This is a genomic window from Natrinema sp. LJW11, from assembly GCF_056135975.1.
The window spans coordinates 244,380-264,420 of the sequence record NZ_JBWBDM010000002.1 but is presented as its reverse complement, the minus strand read 5'-3'; the positions used below and the strand labels follow the sequence as shown (position 1 = coordinate 264,420).

Below are 20,041 nucleotides of genomic sequence, written 5' to 3'. Positions count from 1 at the left end.
ACGAACGCAACCACCCAACCCTACGGAGGAATCCATGACGATGATGGTCGACATTCGAAAGCTGAGCTTCATAAACGAAATGGCGAAAGTCGGGACGAACGGCGTCGCCGATAACATGAGTAAACTGACCGGCGAAGACGCCCAGATGGAGGTGACCAAGACGAACTTCATCGACGTCGACGACATCGGGTCTCAACTCGACGGCGGGAAGCGAGTCGGCGTCCGCGTCCGACTGCTGGACCCGCCACACGGACACATCCTCATTCTCTTCCCGGAGGCGAGCGCGAAGAAGATCACGGCGATCATGCTTCGCGACGTCGTCGACGACATGGGAGACGTCTCCGGTAAGATGGCCCGCAGCGCCGTCGAGGAGATGGGGAACATGATGGCCAGCGGCTTCATCGACGGCTGGGCCGACGTGCTCGGGCGCGCGATCGATATCGCCGCCCCCCAGCTCGTCTACGCGCCGACCGGTGACATCGTCACCCGGACGGCCGGGCTCGGTGGCGACGACCTCGCGCTGTTCTTCGACTCGGACCTGTCGGTCCCGAGCTACCAGATCGAAGCCGAGATCTACGCGTTCCCCGATCTCGAAGAGTTCGTGGAAATGGTCAACGGCATCGAAGTCCACCCCGCATGAAACTCGACGTCAACGCGCTCGGCACGTTCTACCGAATGGCCCGAGAGGGGGCCGGCCTCGCGGCGGGCCGACTCACGCACATGCTCGGCGTCGAGACGCAACTGGGCGTGACGAAACTCAACTTCATGCGGGGCCAAGAGATCCGGCGCGATTTCGAGGATTCGACCGAGAAAGTCGGGGTCCGGGTCAAGCTGACCGGCGCGATCGAGGGCTACTCGGTCGTCGTCTTCGAGCGCGAGAACGCGTTCCGTATCGTCGAAACGCTGCTCGCGGAAGCGGACCCCGACGCGGACGTCGACGCCGACGTCGGCGAGGTCACCGAGTTCGACGAGATGACCGAAAGCGCCGCGACCGAGGTCGGCCACATCATCAACAGCGGCTTCATCGACGGCTGGGCCGACGTGCTCGAGGCGGTCATCGACGTCTCGACGCCGGAGTTCGTCGAGGGCCGATCCGCCGAGCCGTTCTTCGGAGATATCGACGAAGCCCCGGGCGACGACGATCTCGCCTTGCTCTTCCAGAGTCGAATCGAGACCGTCGGCACCGAGGTCGGATTCAGTCACTACCTCTTCCCGAAACGCGAGTCGATGGCGACGCTCCTCGAGCGACTGCGAACCAGCGAGGGCATCGAGTACGACAAACTCGACGGCTTCGATCGGATGGCCGAGCGGGGTGCCGAGGAGGTCGCCAAGACGGCGACCACGCTGACGGGGATCGACACCAGCGTCGAGATCCGTCGGCTCAACTTCGTCTCGCTCGAGGCGATCCCCGAACAGGTAGCGAACGAGAAACTCGTCGGCGTCGCCTTCGAGTTCGACGGTATGCCCAGTGGCTATCTCCTCTTCCTGTTCGACGAGGAGTCGGCCCACGAGATCGTCGACGCGATGGTTCCGACGGAAGTGGATGAAGACGGCTTCGGCGAGATGGGGACCAGCGCGATCAAAGAGCTGGGCAACATCATGGCCAGCGGATTTCTGGACGGCTGGGCGAACGTCCTCGATACGACGATCGATCACTCGCCGCCGGAGTTCATCCACGATATCGGCGCGGCGGCCGTCGACCCGGTGATCATCCAGCTCGGCGAGAATCAGGACTTCGCGTTCGTCTTCGACACCGTCGTCATGGCCGACGGCCGCGAGTTCGACTGTGAAGTGTACGCGATCCCCGACGAATCGGATCTCGAGCGGGCGCTGAACAACCTCGACGTCGATCGGATCGAGGAGGCCCCGACGACGGCGGAGTTCCAGGAAGTCGATACCACATGAAGACGTACGGCACCGAACCGGGCGCACCGACGCCGGTCCAGGTCGGCATCTCGGAACTGGTCGTCAGTGACGGCGACGACACGCTCAAATCCTACGGGCTGGGTTCGTGCCTGGCCATCGCGCTGTACGATCCCGGATCGGGAATCGGCGGCCTGGCACACGTCATGTTGCCCGACGGCGACGCCGCGGATAACAGCGACCGAAAACCCGGAAAGTACGCCGACACGGCGATCCGCGCATTGCTGCGCCGGATGGTCGAGCAGGGTGCTAACTACACCACCGTCGAGGCGAAGATCGCCGGCGGCAGCGATATGTTCGAGTTCGAGAGTTTCGGCGACGGTGTCGGCCAGCGAAACATCGCCGCCGCGAAGAGCGAACTCGAGAAACTCGGCGTCCCGCTCGAGGCCGAAGATGTCGGCGGCGAATACGGTCGGACCGTCGAGTTCACGCCGGGAACGGGAACGCTCACCATCAAGTCCTCGGACGGCGACAACGGAGTGACGGAACTGTGACCGGCGACGGCGGTGGCGAGACGGACGCGACCGCCGACGGCGCTGCCGGCACCGGTTCCGACGCTGCCGATGGGGAAGCGGTCGCCGATGACGACGCGTTCACCGCCCTTCTCGAATTCGTCGAGGACGAGCTGGCGTTCGCGACGAGCCACTACAACGACAGCTATCTCGACCGCCGCGTTTCCTCCCGAATGCGGCGCACCCAGAACGACAGCTACGCGGCGTACTTCGAAACGCTTCGCTCCGATCCGGACGAACAGGACGCGCTCCTCGAGGCGCTGAGCATCAACGTCACCGGGTTCTTTCGCAACCCCGACGTCTGGGCCGGAATTCGGACGATCCTCCGACGGCTCTCCGAGACCGGGGACGCGGTCCGGGTCTGGAGCGCCGCGTGTGCCGACGGCCGGGAGCCGTACTCGGTGGCGATGCTCGCCCACGACGATCCCGAAATCGACGAGTCGGCCGTCTCCGTCCTCGGGACCGACATCAGTTCCCCGGCGCTCGAGACGGCGCGCAACGGCGTCTACGAGGAATCGCGGACCATCGATCTGGACGAGCAACTCTCCTTTCTCGACGACTATCGCCGCTACGTCGACGTCGACGGTCGGACCTACCGGATCGGCGACGCCGTGAAACGATCCGTCCGCTTCCAGCGCCACGATCTGATCAACGACGAGCCGAAGTCGGGGTTCGACCTCGTTATCTGTCGCAACCTGTTCATCTACATCGACAACGCGTACAAGGAGCCGATGCTCGAGACGATCGCGCGGTCGCTGCGGCGGGACGGCTACCTCGTTATCGGCAAGGCCGAGACGATCCCGCCGACGCTCAAGTCGGCGTTCGACGTCCGCGAGGCGCGCCTGCGAATTTACCAGCGAGAGGGCGACGGTTCGAACGCTGAGCGATCCGACCGGCGTCCGAACCCGAACTCCGAGTCCTAACGACCGTTCGAACGGCATCGTGACCGAGCCGTCGGCCTCGGGCGGCAACCGATAGTAACCGAGACGGGTTCGCGAGTTGGAAGACAACCAATCGTTACATGTTGGTCCGCCGAATACGTCCGACGAATGCCTTCGCTCGACCTCGATGCGTTCGTCACCCGCACCGCGGCGGTGGTCGATGCCTCGCCGCTCACCACCCTGCGGGAGACTCGAACGTGGCTCGTCGAGCCCTTCATCGAGACGCTCGGCTGGGCCGTCCGCGCCGAGTCGTGCGTGACCGATCGGCTCGTCGACGACGTTCGTCTCGAGTACGTGCCGACCGTCGACTCGGTGCCGGGCCTGTTCGTCGCCGCCGAGTCCGCGACTGACTCGCTCGAGGAGTCGCGAGCGAACGCTCTCAGCCGGGCGATGGCGTGGACGGGGGTCAACCGCGCGATCTACACGAACGGCCGTCAGTACCTCCTGTTGGCCGGCACGACCGCCGTCGAATACTATGCGCTCGAGCGCGCGGAACTCCCCGCGAACGAGTCGGTAATCGCCGACTATTCGCGGGCGGCGGTCGGACAGCGACTCGGACGACACACTCGGGGCCACGTCGCCAGACGGCTCGCGGTCGAGCGGCCGACGCTCGTCGAGTCGATCGCCGACGAACTCGCGGACGACACCGCGCAAGGTGAGCTCTACGCCGACGAATTCGAAGCAGCGGCCGACAGGTTCCTCGATCAGCTCGTCGTCGCGTTCACCGAGGACGGGGGTGCGTCGCCGGACGACGACGCGGACGTCTCGATCCGGTTCAGCGAGTCGACGATCGGCGAGGGCGAGCCGACGAGCGAGCGAACCGTCGACGTGGACTCGAGTGCGGATACCGATCTCGAGAGCGAAGCGGACAGTCCGGTTGCGACCGGCAGCGCCGACCGATCAGAGCACCCCGCCCGAGATGAGGACGGGGACCCGACCCGGACGAGGGCCGATACGGAGACGGACGACGACAACCGCCAGGAACGTGAGGGCGACGCGGACGGCGAATACGTCGTGCGATTCTTCAACGATCGGGGTTCGATCGGCGCGATCGGACACTCGACGTCTGCGGGGGCACTCGTGGAGGCCGCCGACTACCTCCTCGAGCGCGGTCTGGCCGGCGTCGAACTGCCGTGGTCCCCGGAAGACGGCGATCGGACGCTTCTCAACGCTGATCCCGTCCGCGCCGACGGTTCACCGATGGACGCCCCGGAACGACTATCGAACGGCCTCGTTCTCGAAACCGCCGGTGACGTCGACGAGCGTGCCGCTCGCGTCGAGGTACTAGCCGCTCGAGCGGGACTGCGAGCGATGCTGACCGGGGACTGGGAGTAACGGAGCAGCCGTTTTGTCGGCCGGTGATCAGCCGGCGGTCAGAATCTGGATGTCGGCCTCGACGACGGTAACGATGACCGTCATATCGGACCCGCTGGGATCACACGTCGCCTGGGGGTATCCGTTCCAGTTCGGTTGCTCGAGCGTGGCCTTCCACGCCCCGTCGTACTCCGTCTCCGTCACGTCGATCGAAACGTTATCGACGTTCTCTCGAACGTACGTTTCCCGGTTCTGACTGACGATCCTGAACTCGGCGTTGCCGCTGCTCTGGAGGGACCGATTATCCGCATCGATCGCAACGAGCGAGATGATCGCCCGATCGTCCGAACATTTCAGTTGCGGCCGCTCGAGAACGACGCTCCCGCCGTCGTTGCTTGACCGAACGACGCCGCCACCCTCGTAGGCGATGGTGTCCGAACCGGCTTCGTAGTCGAACGTGCCGAGGTCGATCGCGCTACCGGTACTCGAGTTTCGAGTGACCTGATCGCCGATATACGTCCCGTCGACGGAGATATTCACCGCCGTACCGCCGGTACCGGTCGTTACGGTCCCCTCCCGAAGCGAGAGTCCACTCGTCCGTCGCTCGATCCCTCCGGATCGCAACACGTCGTTGAAGTTGTTCGCCAGCGTCTCCATCGCCCGCTCGGCGTTCCGAAGCTGTTCGCCCTCCTGATAGTCGGTCATCGACTGGAACCCGACCGTCGACAGCAAGGCGACGGAGGTGAGGATGGTCGCGAACACGAGCACGAACGCGATCATGTCCGAGACCGCGCGATCGGTGGTCGCCGTTGTCGGAGTCGATTGCCGCCGTGTTCGTCTCATTAGCGTCCCTCCGTGATCGAAAGTTCATCGTCGCTGCTGTCGTAACCGATCTCGATCAGTCCGCCGGTCGCTGCGTTCTCCGTTCCGTCTACGCCAGCATCGATTTTGACCGGGACGTAGACGACGGCGTCGACGCTGTCCGCCGTCAATCGGAGACAGTGGTTCGAATCGTCGAGCAGTGGGGCCTGCGAACAGGTGTCGTCCTCGAGCAGGTCGACCGTATAGCGCGTTCCCGCCACCGTCCGCGGATGGTCGGTCGTGACCGTGACGTTGTCGGTCGTCGGGCCGCCGATCCGATCGACGTTTCCGATCTCGTCGGCGAGGCGCTCCCCCACCGTCTCGAGGGACGTCGTGGTGCTACTCTCTTTCTCGGCGTCTAGCATGGTTCCGGCGCCCGTCAGCAGCATGCCGATGAGGATCGTCGTGATCGCGATCGAGAGGACGTGAGCGACCGTAATCGAGACCGCACGATCGTCGCGGTCGAACTCGAGGCTCATGTCGAATCACCGTAGACGGAAACGGTCTGCGTTCGCTCGTAGGTGACCGCGTTCGATTCGTAGGTGACGGTGACACCGACTTTCCATGCCCCGGCACTGCTGGAACCGAATACGGAGTTGAGCAGTCCGCTCCCCTCAACGACGATATCGTACGTTCCAGCCGCATTACTGTCGCCGTCGATCTCGAGATTCGCCGTGTTAGACGGCTCTAACAGCGTCCGGTCACAGTTCCCCGATGTCGTTGCGTTGATCGCGCCGGTGACGAGATTGATTCTGGCGTTGTCGTTCTCGACCCTACAGGTGTTGCCCGAAACACCAGTTATCTTGAAGCCGTTCGAACCATCGATCGTGTCTTCTTCGATTGTCACCGATTCTCCGGTATCCATCTCGTCGATCGTGATCTCTCCCGTTCCGTCTGACTCGAGGTCGAACTCGAGGTGGCCGACCGTCTGATTGATCGTGACCGCCGTGTTCGAGACGGACTGATCCGTCTTGACGCTCGCAGGTTCGGCAACAGCGATCGATCCGATGTCGACGATCGACGACCTGCTCGAGGCCGTTATGTTCCGATAGTCGCTTTCGTAGGTGTCTTCGATCACGTCCTCGAGCGTGCTTTCGTACGTACTGTCCCACCCGCGGAGATTGCCCCGATGTGCGATCCCGCCGATCCCCTGCTCCAGTTCGTACTCGACGACGGTCGCGTCGGACCCGCTCTGACCGGCCGAATCCGGCGCGAGCGTCTCGGTGTAGGCGGCACCGTTGAAGATGACGACGAGACCGAGGATGATGAACGCGAGCGCGATCGCACCGATGAGGATGATCTGTCCGCGATTTCGATCGCGATCGCCGCGGCGACCGTCGACCTCGCTACGGCGGCCCGTGATCAGGTGGCGGTCGCCTACCATACGACCACCCGAACTTCCACGACGTTGTACACCGGATCGTCGCCGCCGCCACTGTCGGCAGGCGGAATCGGGTACTCGATATCGTCGTCGTTGGCGGCCTCCTCGAGAGTAATCCCGTCGTCTCTGCTCCCCGGTGCCGTCAGGGTATCGTTCTCGTACAACGTGACGGTGTAGCTCGCAGTGTAGGCTTCAGACGACGGATCGCCGTTATCGACCATCTGGTGAGTCGTCAAATCGCCGTCTTCGTCCTCGGCAACGAGTTCGACGTTGTAATACCGGCCGGATTGACCGAATCGATCGTAGAGGACCTCTCCGAGCACGAAATGGTCCTCGAACTCGGTTTCGTCGTAGACGTCGTCCGGTTCGGTCAGTTCAGCAGCTCCGTGAAACCGATCCTCACTGGCGTTCCAGTAGCGGATCATATACGAAAGCGATCCGTTCTCACCCTGTCCGTGGCCCGTCGCGGCGACGGTCAACGTGTCGGTGACCTCCTGCTGGAGTTGCGGTTGCACCGATCGGTCGACACCGCCACCAGTCGACGACGTGATCACCGCCGACTGCAACGCGAGCAAAAGCGCCATCAACACGATCATCGCACCGATGAATCCCTCGAGGGTGTAGGCCTGACCGCGGTCAGTCTCCGCCTGTGGTGAGGTGTTCGACCCGATCATCGTCTCACCACACCCTCACGATCAGTCGACAGGCGGGCGTACAGTTCTGCTCCACCGCGGGACGAACGTCGGGACCGGGTTCGACCGTGACGATGCGCGTAGTAGTAGCGGTGGGCTGATCGTCGTGTCCCTCCCCGGCAGTCCAGTTCCCGGTGTCGCCGATCGTGGCGTTAGTGTCGAGGCCTCGGACGGTGACGTTCACCCGATCGATCGGATTCCCGTTGCTCGACCGAAGCGCGAGTTGCGCGGTCAGATTGTCCTCTGACGCGTACGTATCGATGAATCGCGTCGCGTTGATTTCGTTCGGCGTTCCCGTCGAGACGTCGTGAACGATCCGATCCGCGATTCGATCCGCCTGTGCTCGGTCCGCCCCGTTGATCGACGAGTCGTGTTGCGTCGCGACCGTCGGTAGAAACGAGAAGACGAAGGCGATCGCCAGCAGGAAGACGCCGATTCCGACGGCGAAATCCTGCGTTGTCTGTCCTCGTCCGGTCAACCGGATCGAAATCGTTCTCGGCCGCCTCGCCGATCCCGGACTTCGTTCGTTCGTTCGTTTCCCGATCATCTTAGGCCACCAACATCCAGCCGATGAGTGCGATCGACGACAGACCGATCGCGTACTTCAACCCGCTCAACAGGTCCGCATCCCGGATGTATCCACAGATGAATCCGGAGATGATCGCCTGCAGCGTTACCGCGTGGAAGAACAACACCGACAGCATGTCGACGTCGATGTTCTCGCTGAGGTTAGCACCCTCCATTGCGCCGCCGCCTGCGCCGCCGGCACTGGCCTCGGTACCGCTACTGCCGGCGTTGAGACCCGCCATCGTGTCGATGAACTGCGTCTTGAGGATCGCGATCACCGCCAGCACCGTCATGAACGTCATGATGATGATCACGATCTGCATGCGGGTCCGGGACTTCCGTTCGCGTTCGATATCGTCGTGGTTCTCGCTCGCAGTCGCGGCCGTCCGGAGCACGTCCGAGATCTGGTTCGACGCTTCCTGGGCCTCGGTGATCAGTCGAGTCGTCCGGGCGAGTCGCGGAATGTGGTACTTGTTGTTGAATTCGATGAGCGCCTCCTTCAGGCTCGTCCCGTAGTTGACCTTCGTGTGCATCATCTCGAACTCGCGAGCGAGTTTTCCGTTCGTGGTATCGGAGACGGACTTGAGCGACTCGAGCAGGGTCAACCCGGTATCGTTCGAACTCGAGAGCTTCCGCAGGTCCTCCGAGAGCTTGTTGACGACGGAATTACGGTGGCGAACGTTCCACTCGCGGAAGATCGAGAGCGGGATCGCCGTGATGTAGAGGGGGAGATAGACGTAGATGAACGTCCCCCAGATCGGCCTGTCGAGCATCCCCTGCCAGGAGGTGGGAGCCGACCCGGTTACCATGGCCGTCACGACGATGACCAACACCATCGGCACGGTCAACGCGAGCGTAACCAGAGGATTATCTCGGAAGAAGAGGTGTGGCTTCCGCAGCACTTCGATCGTCTCGTAGGTCCCTTCGCGGTTCTTGACCCGGTCGAAGACGCTGTGCTCGCCGGTAAACTGCTCGACGAGTCCCAGGCTCAGTAACCCACCGTTCTGCCCGGTTTCGGTCCGCTTGCTTGTATTTCCCATCGAGAGGTAGCCGTCGCCGGGCTCGTCGTGTTTGACCGTCGAGACGAGGACGAGAAACCCGACGCCGATCATCGGAATCAGCCCGTAGACGACCATGTAGAGCATCTGGTCCGTCACGTTCGCGTTGGGAATCATCTTCATGACGACCATGATGATGATCAACAGGAGCGGAAAGAGCGACAGCGTCATGTACATCTCGCCGAAGAGCTCGAGCGTCTCGAGGGTGAGCTCCTGTTCCTGCTTCGCGGTGCGCATGTGCTTTTCTTTCTTGTCCTCGAGAAAGCTCTCGATGTCGCCGCCGCTGTTGACGATCGAGAGCATATCGGTTAGGAACTGCGAGAGATCGTCGCTGGGCGTCTGGAGCGCCTGTTTCCGGATCGCCGTTCGGTAGTCGATATCGAAGTACTCGGTCTCCTTGACGATGCTCTGGAACTCCTTTGCGACCTCGCCGTAGGTGTCGTCGGCCTGGGCCATCGCCTCGATGATCTCGAGTTGATTCAAGCCGCCGACGGACAGGGCGTACATGAACGAGACCGAGTCCGTCATCAGCATGTTGATCTCGCGCTTGCGGGCCGAGGCGCGCGAGTAGGGAATCGCGACCATCGAGCCAAAGCCGATCGCGAAGCCGATCGAGCCGAACACCAGCCCGGTGAAGAAGACGACGGCCGGTACCCGAAGCAGTTCGATGATACTGAGGAGGAGTCCGTGACCGACCGGAATTCCGATAAGCGCCTCGTTCGAGAGGAGACCGATCGCGAAGATACCGTAGCCGAGCATCAGACCGACCAGCCAGAGACTCAGTCCGCTGATGACCCCGATTCCGATCCCCCGTGAGAGGTAGAGTTCGACCGTATCGCTCATCCGGGCCTGGGCGAGCTTCGTCTCGACGTCGGCGACGAACTCGCTGTCTTCGCTAAACAGGCGATCGTAGATCGGGTAGAACCGGTCACCCAGCGCGTCGGAGCTGGCCGACACCCCAGAGCCGCCACTGTCGTCAGTTTGCAGACTCATGCGTCGTCCTCGTCGGTTCCGTCTTCGGTGCCGTCCGCGTCGGTTTCGTCGTCGAATATCCCGGTGTTGCCGTCCGTCGGTTCGTCGCCGGAATCCGTCTCGTCGTCTCTGAAGATCGACCCGTCGTCACCCGTCTCGCTCCCGTCGAACAGCGACCCGTCCTCATCGTCGACTCCGTCCTCGTCGTCGCCGAAGATGGAGTCGGATCCGCCGCCGAAGATGGAGTCCCCCTCGTCGCCACCGGTTGCGGCGTCGGTATCCGTCTCGGCGGGGGTATCAGGTTCGGGATCGGTGGCATCGTCGGGTTCGGTGGCGTCGTCGATCGCCGCCGGCTCGCCGGTTGCCGCCTCCGCGTCGTCGTTCGCGTCGCCAGCCCCGTCGTCTCCCGGATCCGAGGAATCGTCATCGATATCGATCGTCGGCGGTTCGTCGACAGGGGCTCCCGCTGGCTGGTCCTCGCGCTCCGAGGGATCGCCGTCCGAACTATCGGTCGGCGTTTCGTCAGCCGCGGCGTCCGTCGCCGACGGTTCGGTGTTCGACTCGGCCCGATCGGAGGCCGACTCGCTGTCGACGTCGATCGTCGGGGTCTCCGGTCCGTTCGCGTCGCTCGAGGTCGGCGGAGTGGGATCCGGCTCGTCGTCGGACGACTCCGGATCGAAGATCGAAGCGAGGTCGTCCTCCGGGAACATCGAGTCGAAGCCGGAGGTATCCGGCTGGGCGGTCGTCGTCTCCTCGCTGCCCTCCGTTCGACCGGCGTCGGGAGCATCGAGTTCGTCGATCGTCTCGCCCATATCGTCGAACAGCCCGCCCAGATCGCCGTCCTCGGCGTCGTCGGTCGGGAGTACCGTCGACTCGTGGTGGGCCGAGTCCGCTCCCTCGCCGTCTGCTCCCGCGGGCGGACTCGAGGCAGTCGACCGATCCGTCGTCGTCTCCGTCACCCCGCCGGCCGCCGGCTCGGGATCGGCCGTCTCCGCTTTCGAGGCCAATTCGGTATCCGCCGCAGTCGCGGGCTCTGAACCGCTGTTCGAGGCGCCGGCGCTGCCGGGTTCGTCGGCAGTGCGTGCCGGCTCGATTGCGGTCGACCGACCGCCGGCGTCGGACGGTGCGTCCGACGTGGTTGCATCGGTTGGGGGAGCGCCACCGGTCGCGGCGTCAGTCGCGCTCGCGGCGGCTTCGTCGCTGTCACCTTCGTCACCGATGGCGAACCCCGTCTCTTCGCTGAGCCACGCCGGTTCGTCGCCGTCGTCTTCGTCCTCGACGGCGAACGCCGACGAGCCGGTACCGAGTTCCCACTCGTCCTCGTCGACGGTCTCGTCGACGTCGCCGGCGAAGTCGAACTCCTCGCTGTCGGCGCGGTCGACGTCGATCGTACTCTCCGTTTCGACGTCGCCGAGGGCGCTCGCGAGGCCGCTCGGGATCTTCCCCCGGTACTCCTCGAACAGGGACTCTTCGGCCCGCTCGAGGAGGTCCATCGAGAGGTTGTACGTCTCGCTGCTCGCGTCCGGGCGCGGGACGAGTTCCTCCTTCTCCGGGTCGACGTCGATCAGGACGCTCTCCATCTCGCGGAGGTCCTCGAGACTGTCCTCGAGTTGCCCGTTCGCGATGAGAGTGAGGATCGTATCCGGATCGTTGATGAACGCCTGCACCGTCGCGGCGACCTCCGCGTACGTGTTCAGCCCCTTCTTGATGAGATAGGCGAGAATCACTTCCCGCTTGAACAGCTCCTCTTGGAGTTTCTCGTTGCTCCAGCCGCGGTCGAACTGGATCTCCTCTAACGTGTTCGAGTCCCCCATCTTGAGGTACTCGTCCGTCTCGGCCTGCCACTGATAGACGTCCTGGACGTTGATCTCGTCGTGTTCGGCCTCGTAGTGGTTGATCTCGGTCAGGGACTTGTTCCGGCGGACCTTCCGGCCCTGAACTCTGGTCTGGGTCTGGATCGAGACCAGATCCAGCGCCGTGAACATCGTCTTCGAGACGTTGATCGGGTCCGTGGTGAACCGCTTGAGAACCTCGTCGACGGAATCGGCGTGGAAGGTGGTGTAGGTGGTGTGACCGGTCGACATCACCTGGAACAGCGTTCGCCCCTCCTCCCCGCGGATCTCGCCCATGACGATGTAGTCGGGCCGCTGGCGCAACGCGGCCTCGAGCAGATCGAACTCGTCGACGTCGCCCTGCTCGTCGTCGGCGAACGAGGGACGGGTGACGCTGGCGATCCAGTTGCGCTGGGGCAGTTCGACCTCGCGGGTGTCCTCGATGGAGACGATCTTCGCGCTCGAGGGGATAAACAGGGAGACGGCGTTCAGCGAGGTCGTCTTCCCGGACGCGGTACCCCCGGCGAAGATCAGGCTCTTGTGGTTCTCGATGGCGAGCCAGAGGAACGCCATCTCGTCGAGCGAGAAGGTGTTCCAGTTGATGAGGTCGATCGGGGTGAACGGGACGTCCTTGAACTGACGGATGGTGTAATTCGTCCCGTGAGCGGACACCTCCTTGCCGAGCGTGAGCTGTGCACGCGAGCCGTCCGGCAGCGTCGCGTCGACCTGTGGGAGTCGCTTGCTGATCCCCTTCCCCGAACGCTGCGCGAGTTTGACGACGAAGTCGTCGAGTTCGTCCTCGCCGTGGTAAATATTCGAGATGATCTGTTCGTACTCGGAGTGGTAGACGAAGACCGGCGAGTTGTAGCCGTCGACGGAGATGTCCTCGACGTTGATGTCGTGTTTGATGCCGTCGATGCGCTCGTACCCGATGAAGTCCCGCTTGAGCAGGTAGAGCAGTTTCTCGACCTGGTACTCGCTTAACGTGTCCGGATCGTCCGCGAGGATCGCCGGTTCGGGTCTGACCTCGATCCCTCCGAGTTGACTCGGCCCGGTCTCGGCTTCCTCCTCGTCTTCGTCGTCGAGAAGTCCCCGGAGCGTCTCGAGGATCCCCTCCGAGGTGTCACCGGAGGTCGCCTCGAAGAGATCGTATCGCTTGAGAAGCCGCCGCGTTTCGTCCTCGATAACCGTCCGTCGGCCGTCTTCGGTCGCTTTCTCTTTGATGCCGTCTTCGGAGTACTTGATCGCCGTCCTGAGTTTGCCCGAGAGGAACTCCTGGAGTTCGTTCTCGATCTCGTTTTGGTACGGCTCGATCATGTAGTACTTCTTCTCGTTTTCCTTCTCCGAGTGGAAGATGACGACGTAGGCGTAGGGTTTGTTCACCCAGTAGCGCTCGATCTCGCGGAAGTGGGTCTTCTTTTCGAGCGGCACCGCTTTCTCGAGATCGTAGCGATTGGAGACGGTGGTATTGCCCGCAATCGTCGAGAAGAACTCGTCTTCCTCGAGGTCCTCCTGAACGTTGACGGTCCGTTCCTCGACGAGATCGTCCAGTTCCAGCGCGGCGTCGTTGCCGGCCGCGAGGTGCCCTTCTATCGTGTCGGGATCGAAGCCGAGGGCCTCCTCCTCGTCGTGGCGGACGATCTCCCCGTCGTCGTCTCGCGGGCGACTCCCGTCGTCCTCGTAGTAATACTCCCACTTGTAGTGTTCCCAGGTCCAGGTATCCTTGACGACCGGCGTCGTTTCGGGATCGGCGTACTCACGGAAGCGTTCCCAGAGCGCGTCCGCGTTGTCACCGGCGGTCGGCAACACGTGGTTCGCGAGGTCGTCCGGATGGTGGCCGAGATACGCTTCCGGGTCGAACTCGACCCGATTCCAGTCGTCCCCGTTGGGGACCGTCGTCCCGACGTCCTCGTCGGTGTCGAGCCCGAGTTGATCGTCCGCGTCGGCCGGCTCGGGATCGTCCGGATACAGGACGGACACCTCGTCCTCGTGCCCGTATTCCTCCATAAATTCTTCCCACGTGTACGTCCCGACGCGGATGGCCGAGTTCGAGCTCGGCTCCGACTCGTGGGCCCGTTCGTCCTCCGACCCAGGGTCGGACGCCTCCCCCTCAGAAAAGTCCCCGGCATCCGACTGGTCGGCCTCGTCAATAGCCATTGCAGCTATCCAAACAGTCACCCCTCAAAAAATTCATCCGCCCATTACCATTTCTGATAATTCTGCGCGTGCGGGTTTTCGACCGTTTCTGCGTCGTTTCGTGGTCTCACGTGGCTCGAGGTTCCGGTTAGCCGGGTTTCAGACGGACTGGGATACGTCATTTCCGATGCAACTACGCCCCCCTGTGATCGCTCCGGTAGATCGGTACAACAGACCGTCTCAGCGTCTAGGTAGGGGTCGTTCGATCTCGCTCGTCTTTGCTGGGGGGACCTTCGGGATCGCACCGCTCTTTTAGGGGTACGTCCTGAGTTCCACCGCCTCTTTCGGGCGTCTCGGCGCTGCGGCGATGAGTACCGGATTCGGCGTGATGTCGCGTAACTCGGAACGGTTCTTCGGTGAACAGATACATCAGGCTTATATCCGCACTTTTCCCTGTTTTCAACGTGATTGTCAATGCCAACCAGCACGCGTGACGGATCTTGCAGTGACGGTCGGAACCGTACCGACCTGTTCGAGACGCGTTCGGCTCCCTCGGCGACGGAGGACGGACTATTCGACCGTCTCAGGCGGTGGTGATCGTCGATGACGGAACTGACGCTCCGACCGTTCTTCTGGCGGCCGACGAACCTCTTCCCGGAGACGCGACTCGTCTCGCGGACGCACGACGGTATCGTCGAAAGCTCCTACGGCGAGTTCGGGGAGCGCGTCCGATCGCTGCTCGCGGCGCTCGCCGACCGCGGCTTCGGCCACGGCGATCGAATCGGGACGTTCGGCTGGAACCATCACCGTCACCTCGAGACCTACTACGCTGCACCCCTCTCGGGCGCACAGTTGCACACGATCAACGCCCAGCTCGGCGACGAGGATATCGCCTACATCGTCGACGACGCGGCCGACGATATCCTGTTCGTCGATCCGGGCGACCCCTTCGAGACGATCGAACGGCTCTGGTCGGAGCTCGACGTCGAGCAGGTCGTCGTGATGGGCGAGACGGTTCCGGAGACGGAGATCGACGCCGTCGCCTACGAGGATCTCATCGCTGAGTACGACCCGATTTCGGAGAGTGAGATGCCCGGTCTCGAGGAGGAGTACCCCGCCGGAATGTGCTACACCTCGGGGTCAACCGGCCGGCCGAAGGGAGTGGAATACACGCACAAGATGATCTACGCCCACGCGATGATGGTCATGACCCCCGCCGGGCTCGATATCAGCGAGCGCGACGTCGTCATGCCCGTCGTGCCGATGTTCCACGTCAACTCCTGGGAGTTCCCCTACGCCGCGACGATGGCGGGGGCGACGCAGGTCTACCCCGGTCCGTCACCGAGCGCGGCGGACCTGCTCGAGTTGATCGAGCGCGAGGGCGTCACCATGACCGCCGGCGTGCCGACGGTCTGGATCAACCTCCTCGAGCACGTTGACGAGCACGGCGGCGACCTCTCGAGTCTCGACCGGATCGTCGTGGGGGGGAGCGCCGCGCCCGAGGAGATGATGCGCCGCTACGACGAGGAGTTCGACGTCACCGTCGAACACGCCTGGGGGATGACCGAGACGATGAGCATCGGCTCGGTCTCGAGACCGAAGGCCCGCATGGCCGACTGGGACCCGAGTCGCAAGTACGAGAAGCGTCGCAAACAGGGACTGCTTTCGCCCGGCCTCGAGATGCGCGTGGTCGACGACGCGGGCGAGGAAGTGCCGTGGGACGGCGAGTCGGCCGGCGAACTGTGGGTCCGCGGGCCGACGGTCATCACGGAGTACTACAACCGTCCGCAGGCCAACGAGGAGGACTTCGAGAACGGGTGGCTGAAAACGGGCGACATCGTCTCCGTCGACGAGGACGGCTACATCGAGGTCGTCGACCGCGCGAAGGACGTCATCAAGAGCGGCGGCGAGTGGATCTCCTCGATCGCGCTCGAGAACGCGCTGATGGCCAATCCGGACGTCGTCGAGGCGGCGGTGGTCGGCGTGCCCCACGAGAAATGGCAGGAGCGACCGCTCGCGACCGTCGTCACCGCCGAGGACGCGGATCCCGACGAGGACGGACTTCACGATCACTTGCAGGAAACGCTCGAGCAGCCCGACTGGTGGCTCCCCGACGAGATCCGCGTCCTCGAGCGGATTCCAAAGACGGCGACCGGAAAATTCGACAAGCAGGGCCTGCGCGAAAAGCTTGATGTGGGCGACGACGAAACGGAGGAGCGATGAACGATCTCTTCGATCTCGATGGCCGGGTTGCGGTTGTAACGGGCGGCGGACGCGGCATCGGCCGCGCCATCGCCGTCGAACTGGCGAACGCAGGGGCAGCGGTCGTCCCGAGCGCCCGCTCGACGGACGAGATCGAAGCCGTCGCGGCAGAAATCGAAGACGCGGGCGGTGACGCAGTCGCCGTCCCGGCGGACGTGACGGATCCCGACGCCGTCCGAAACGTCATCGATGGAGCCGCCGCCGAGTTCGGCGGCGTCGATATCGTCGTCAACAACGCCGGCTTCAATCCGGACGACGCGCTCGGCCGGCCGGAAGACGTCGATACCGAGAGCCTCGACCGCGTGCTGGATGTCAACCTGAACGGCGCCTACGAGGTCACCCACGCGGCGGCGGACCACCTCCTCGCGAGCGACGGCGGGTCCGTCATCAACGTCGCCAGCGTCGGCGGCCTGGTCGGTCTTCCGCGCCAGCACCCCTACGTCGCCTCGAAACACGGGATCGTCGGCCTCACGAAGAGCATGTCCCTGGATTGGGGTCCGGAGGTGCGAGTCAACGCCGTCGCACCGGGCTACGTCTCCACGGAGCTAACCGAAGAGCTCGAGGGGAACGAACAGCTTCGACAGTCGATCATCGACCGCACCCCGCTCGATCGGTTCGCCGATCCCGAGGAGGTCGCCGGCCCAGTCGTCTTCCTCGCGAGCGAGGCTGCAAGCTACGTGACCGGCTCCGTGCTCGCGGCCGACGGTGGCTGGACGGCGCGATAGGAGTCGCTCTTCTGCGCGTTCGAACCGATTACGTTCGGCCGATCTCGGTTTCCATCAAAAATCACGGGGATAGTTGCGACCGCGTGGTAGTTCTGGGAACGCTTAGTTTTCGACCGGGGCTATCTCCGGTATGCGATACAATGACACTGGCCGAGCACGCGAGGTCGCCGAGCGTGCCAACGCCCTGATGGAAGCGGTCGTCCTCCCGATCGAACGCGATCGAGCCGGCGGAATGGCCGTCTCGAGTGGCACCGTCGCGGAACTGCGCGAGGCCGCTCGCGAGTACGACGTCTACGCCCCACAGATCCCCGAGGAGTACGGCGGGATGGGACTGAGCTTCCGCGATTCGCTTCCCGCGTTCGAGGAAGCGGGCCGCAGCCTCCTCGGCCAGGTCGCGATGCGCGTCGACGCGCCCGACGAGGGGAACATGCACCTCCTCGAACTGGCCGGCGACGACGTACAGAAAGAGACCTACCTCGAACCGCTGGTCGCGGGCGAGATCAAGTCCGGATTCTCGATGACCGAACCGATGCAGGGTGCCGGTTCGGATCCGAAGATGATCCGGACGACGGCCGAAAAAGACGGCGACGAGTGGGTCATCGACGGCCACAAGTGGTGGACGACCCAGGGCGTCGAGGCCGACGTACTGATCGTCCTCGCGCGGACCGACCCGGAGGCCCACCCCTACGAGGGCTGTTCGCTCTTTCTCGTGCCGGCGGACGCCGACGGCGTCGAGGTCATCCGCGACGTGCCTCACATGGGCGGGGGCGGTCACGGCGTTTCCCACGCCGAAATCCGGTACGAAAACGTTCGCGTGCCCGACGAACACCTGCTCGGCGAACTGAACGCGGGCTTTACCCACGCTCAGGAACGCCTTGGGCCGGCCCGACTGACGCACTGTATGCGCTTTTCCGGCATGGCCCAGCGCTCGCTCGACATCGCGAAAGCCTACCTCAGCGAGCGCGAAGGGTTCGATTCCACGCTCTCGGAGAAGCAGTCGCTTCGCCATCGAATCGCCGATGCCGAGGCCGAACTCCACATGGCCCGAACCGGAATCCGGGACGCCGCCGGCCGGATCGCCGCCGGCGACGAGGCCCGCGTCCCCGTCTCGATGTGCAAAGTGTTCACCGCGAACGCCACCCAGGAGGCCGTTGACCTCGCCGTCCAGTGTTGCGGTGCGAACGGGATCGGGAAGGACCTCCCGCTGTCGGACTTCTACGAATCGGTCCGGCAGTTCCGCATCGTCGACGGCGCCGACGAGGTCCACCGTCGCGTCATCGCTCGGGCCGCGTTCGAGGACGTTCCCGAAGCGGAACTCGAGCCACTGACTCGCTTTGGCGATCCGAATCGAGAGCGACGAACGGAGCGCTGACGACTCGCTTGCGACCGGCGGTTCTTCGTCGCAGTTTCGATATCCAACTCCGCGTGCCTGTCGCTCACATGGAACGATCGTCTAGGACGACAGGACGTACCCGGCGGGCTGGAATGGGCCCGAGACCGCAGCAGCGTCACCGCCTCGAGTGGCCGCCGTAGTGGTTCGAGACTATCTCCTGCATCGCTGACTGAGTTTCGAATGGGCCTCGAATCTGGTTGTACGGAGGAGCAGCGTGGTGGGATTCGAACCACGCGAAACGGTCGCGTTGCGTCTTCTCTAATTTGAATCCCGCAGATCCGTTATGGGCTTCGCTGCCGCTCAGCACGATAACGGGCGTGGCGGGATTCGAACCCGCGATCAGAAGGTTAGGAACCTTCTGCCCTCTCCGCTAGGCCACACGCCCCGGCGGGAAAAGAACGTTAGTTGGTTTCCGTTTCGGTTTCGGCGTCGGTGGCCGTCTCCTCTTCGGAGGTCACGGGCTCCGTGTCGACGAACTCCTCGTCGGTACTGTCGTTCTCGTCGACGTTGGCGCTACCGCTGCCGTCGCGCATTTCTTCGAGTTCCGTTTCGACTTTCTCGCGGCCCTTCTGGAACTCGCCCATCGCCTCACCGGTCGACCGTGCCAGCTTCGGGATCTTGTTCGCCCCGAAGAGCAAGACCGCGATGATGAGAATGATTGCGAGTTCCGGAGGCCCCATGCCGCCGGGGATGAACAGCGGTGCAATTTCGGCTACCATCTCTATGCGTGGCTTACCCGCTGGCAATTATAACCTTTTTGGACCGCTTAGGTAAACAAGACACCGCGACAGTCCGTGTGAGGACGAGATTCGTCGAGAATGATAGTGGCTCACACTGAACGGGAGAAACGCGTCGGTTCGTTCCACACCGCCATCGCGATCTCCAATCGTTCCGCGAACGAAACTGTCTTTCCCGCTTGTACAGTATTGTCGACCGATGGTAACGACCGGCGATGCTGCACCCGACTTCACCGCACCGCTCGCAAACGGCGACATCGAGGAGTTCACGCTCTCCGAGCGCCTCGAGGACGAGGCACCGATCGTCCTCGCGTTCTTCCCCGGCGCGTTCACCGGCGTCTGTACGACCGAGATGTGTACGTTCCAGGACCGCCTGGCCGCGTTCAATGGATTAGACGCCACCGTCTACGGCGTCAGCCGGGACTCGCCGTTTACGCTCAACGAGTTCCGCGAGCAGAACGGCCTCGAGTTCGGTCTCATCAGCGACTACAACAAGGAGATCATCGACGACTACGGCATTCCGATGGACTTCGCCGATCTGGGCGTCTACGGCGTCGCTAAGCGCTCGGTGTTCGTCGTCGACGCCGACGGCGACATCGCGTACTCGTGGGTCAGCGACGACCCCGGCGTCGAACCCGACTACGACGAGGTCGAAGCCGCCGTCGAGAACCAGTCCTGACGCTGCACCGAGAACCCGCGTCGAGAACCGTTCGATCCGCAACTGTCGCAGGGCTT

General features: G+C 63.4%; 17 protein-coding genes and 1 tRNA gene. 9 read left to right on the top strand and 9 right to left on the bottom strand.

The features are described from left to right. Positions 1–34 precede the first annotated feature (34 nt). The 5 genes from AC0QDI_RS05920 to AC0QDI_RS05900 all read left to right on the top strand — a co-directional run bounded on the left by AC0QDI_RS05920 (position 35) and on the right by AC0QDI_RS05900 (position 4,711). Positions 35–640: a chemotaxis protein CheC gene (locus tag AC0QDI_RS05920; RefSeq protein ID WP_273740443.1), complete on the top strand. Its 606-nt coding sequence runs from the start codon at positions 35–37 to the stop codon at positions 638–640. Beyond that, the gene (locus AC0QDI_RS05915; protein ID WP_474666196.1) at positions 637–1,905 is read left to right on the top strand and encodes a chemotaxis protein CheC; all 1,269 of its coding nucleotides are present in this window, start codon (positions 637–639) and stop codon (positions 1,903–1,905) included. Before AC0QDI_RS05920 ends, AC0QDI_RS05915 begins: the two co-directional genes overlap by 4 nt. Next, complete coding sequence (locus tag AC0QDI_RS05910) at positions 1,902–2,417, top strand: chemotaxis protein CheD (protein WP_474666194.1); 516 nt, start codon at positions 1,902–1,904, stop codon at positions 2,415–2,417. The genes AC0QDI_RS05915 and AC0QDI_RS05910 overlap by 4 nt, the downstream gene beginning before the upstream one ends. Next, on the top strand, positions 2,414–3,358 hold the full coding sequence (locus AC0QDI_RS05905; protein WP_474666192.1) for a CheR family methyltransferase: 945 nt from the start codon (positions 2,414–2,416) through the stop codon (positions 3,356–3,358). The genes AC0QDI_RS05910 and AC0QDI_RS05905 overlap by 4 nt, the downstream gene beginning before the upstream one ends. A gap of 126 nt (positions 3,359–3,484) precedes the next feature. Continuing rightward, a complete protein-coding gene (locus AC0QDI_RS05900; protein WP_474666190.1) occupies positions 3,485–4,711 on the top strand; it encodes a hypothetical protein in 1,227 nt (408 codons plus the stop codon). 27 nt (positions 4,712–4,738) lie between these two features. On the opposite strand, the gene AC0QDI_RS05895 is transcribed toward AC0QDI_RS05900, so the two are convergent. The 7 genes from AC0QDI_RS05895 to AC0QDI_RS05865 are packed head-to-tail and all read right to left on the bottom strand — an operon-like array spanning position 4,739 to position 14,210. Continuing rightward, positions 4,739–5,533 (bottom strand): DUF7289 family protein, encoded by a 795-nt coding sequence (locus tag AC0QDI_RS05895; protein ID WP_474666188.1) that lies wholly within the window; start codon positions 5,531–5,533, stop codon positions 4,739–4,741. Beyond that, a complete protein-coding gene (locus tag AC0QDI_RS05890) occupies positions 5,533–6,030 on the bottom strand; it encodes a DUF7266 family protein (protein WP_474666186.1) in 498 nt (165 codons plus the stop codon). Before AC0QDI_RS05890 ends, AC0QDI_RS05895 begins: the two co-directional genes overlap by 1 nt. Then, positions 6,027–6,935, bottom strand: a complete 909-nt coding sequence (locus AC0QDI_RS05885; protein WP_474666184.1) for a hypothetical protein — start codon at positions 6,933–6,935, stop codon at positions 6,027–6,029. The genes AC0QDI_RS05890 and AC0QDI_RS05885 overlap by 4 nt, the downstream gene beginning before the upstream one ends. After that, a complete protein-coding gene (locus tag AC0QDI_RS05880) occupies positions 6,929–7,606 on the bottom strand; it encodes a DUF7288 family protein (protein WP_474666182.1) in 678 nt (225 codons plus the stop codon). The genes AC0QDI_RS05885 and AC0QDI_RS05880 overlap by 7 nt, the downstream gene beginning before the upstream one ends. A 4-nt stretch (positions 7,607–7,610) precedes the next feature. Next, positions 7,611–8,171: a DUF7287 family protein gene (locus tag AC0QDI_RS05875; RefSeq protein WP_474666180.1), complete on the bottom strand. Its 561-nt coding sequence runs from the start codon at positions 8,169–8,171 to the stop codon at positions 7,611–7,613. A gap of 1 nt (position 8,172) precedes the next feature. After that, entirely contained in the window at positions 8,173–10,242 is a 2,070-nt protein-coding gene (locus tag AC0QDI_RS05870) for a type II secretion system F family protein (RefSeq protein WP_474666178.1), read from the bottom strand. Continuing rightward, complete coding sequence (locus AC0QDI_RS05865; RefSeq protein ID WP_474666176.1) at positions 10,239–14,210, bottom strand: type II/IV secretion system ATPase subunit; 3,972 nt, start codon at positions 14,208–14,210, stop codon at positions 10,239–10,241. Before AC0QDI_RS05865 ends, AC0QDI_RS05870 begins: the two co-directional genes overlap by 4 nt. Before the next feature lie 582 nt (positions 14,211–14,792). Here AC0QDI_RS05865 and AC0QDI_RS05860 point away from each other — a divergent pair. The 3 genes from AC0QDI_RS05860 (at position 14,793) to AC0QDI_RS05850 (ending at position 18,548) form a co-directional block, all read left to right on the top strand. After that, on the top strand, positions 14,793–16,412 hold the full coding sequence (locus tag AC0QDI_RS05860; RefSeq protein WP_474666174.1) for a long-chain fatty acid--CoA ligase: 1,620 nt from the start codon (positions 14,793–14,795) through the stop codon (positions 16,410–16,412). Beyond that, on the top strand, positions 16,409–17,176 hold the full coding sequence (locus AC0QDI_RS05855) for an SDR family NAD(P)-dependent oxidoreductase (RefSeq protein ID WP_474666172.1): 768 nt from the start codon (positions 16,409–16,411) through the stop codon (positions 17,174–17,176). Before AC0QDI_RS05860 ends, AC0QDI_RS05855 begins: the two co-directional genes overlap by 4 nt. A 130-nt stretch (positions 17,177–17,306) precedes the next feature. Further along, positions 17,307–18,548 carry an acyl-CoA dehydrogenase family protein gene (locus tag AC0QDI_RS05850; protein WP_474666170.1) on the top strand — a complete coding sequence of 414 codons (1,242 nt, stop codon included), beginning with the start codon at positions 17,307–17,309 and terminating at the stop codon, positions 18,546–18,548. Between the two features lie 333 nt (positions 18,549–18,881). Here the strand turns inward: AC0QDI_RS05850 and AC0QDI_RS05845 are convergent. Then, positions 18,882–18,954 (bottom strand) — tRNA-Arg (locus AC0QDI_RS05845). Between the two features lie 16 nt (positions 18,955–18,970). After that, complete coding sequence (locus AC0QDI_RS05840; RefSeq protein WP_474666168.1) at positions 18,971–19,288, bottom strand: twin-arginine translocase TatA/TatE family subunit; 318 nt, start codon at positions 19,286–19,288, stop codon at positions 18,971–18,973. A 217-nt stretch (positions 19,289–19,505) separates the two neighbouring features. On the opposite strand from AC0QDI_RS05840, the gene AC0QDI_RS05835 reads away from it, so the two are divergent. Next, a complete protein-coding gene (locus AC0QDI_RS05835) occupies positions 19,506–19,985 on the top strand; it encodes a redoxin domain-containing protein (RefSeq protein ID WP_474666166.1) in 480 nt (159 codons plus the stop codon). Positions 19,986–20,041 lie beyond the last annotated feature (56 nt).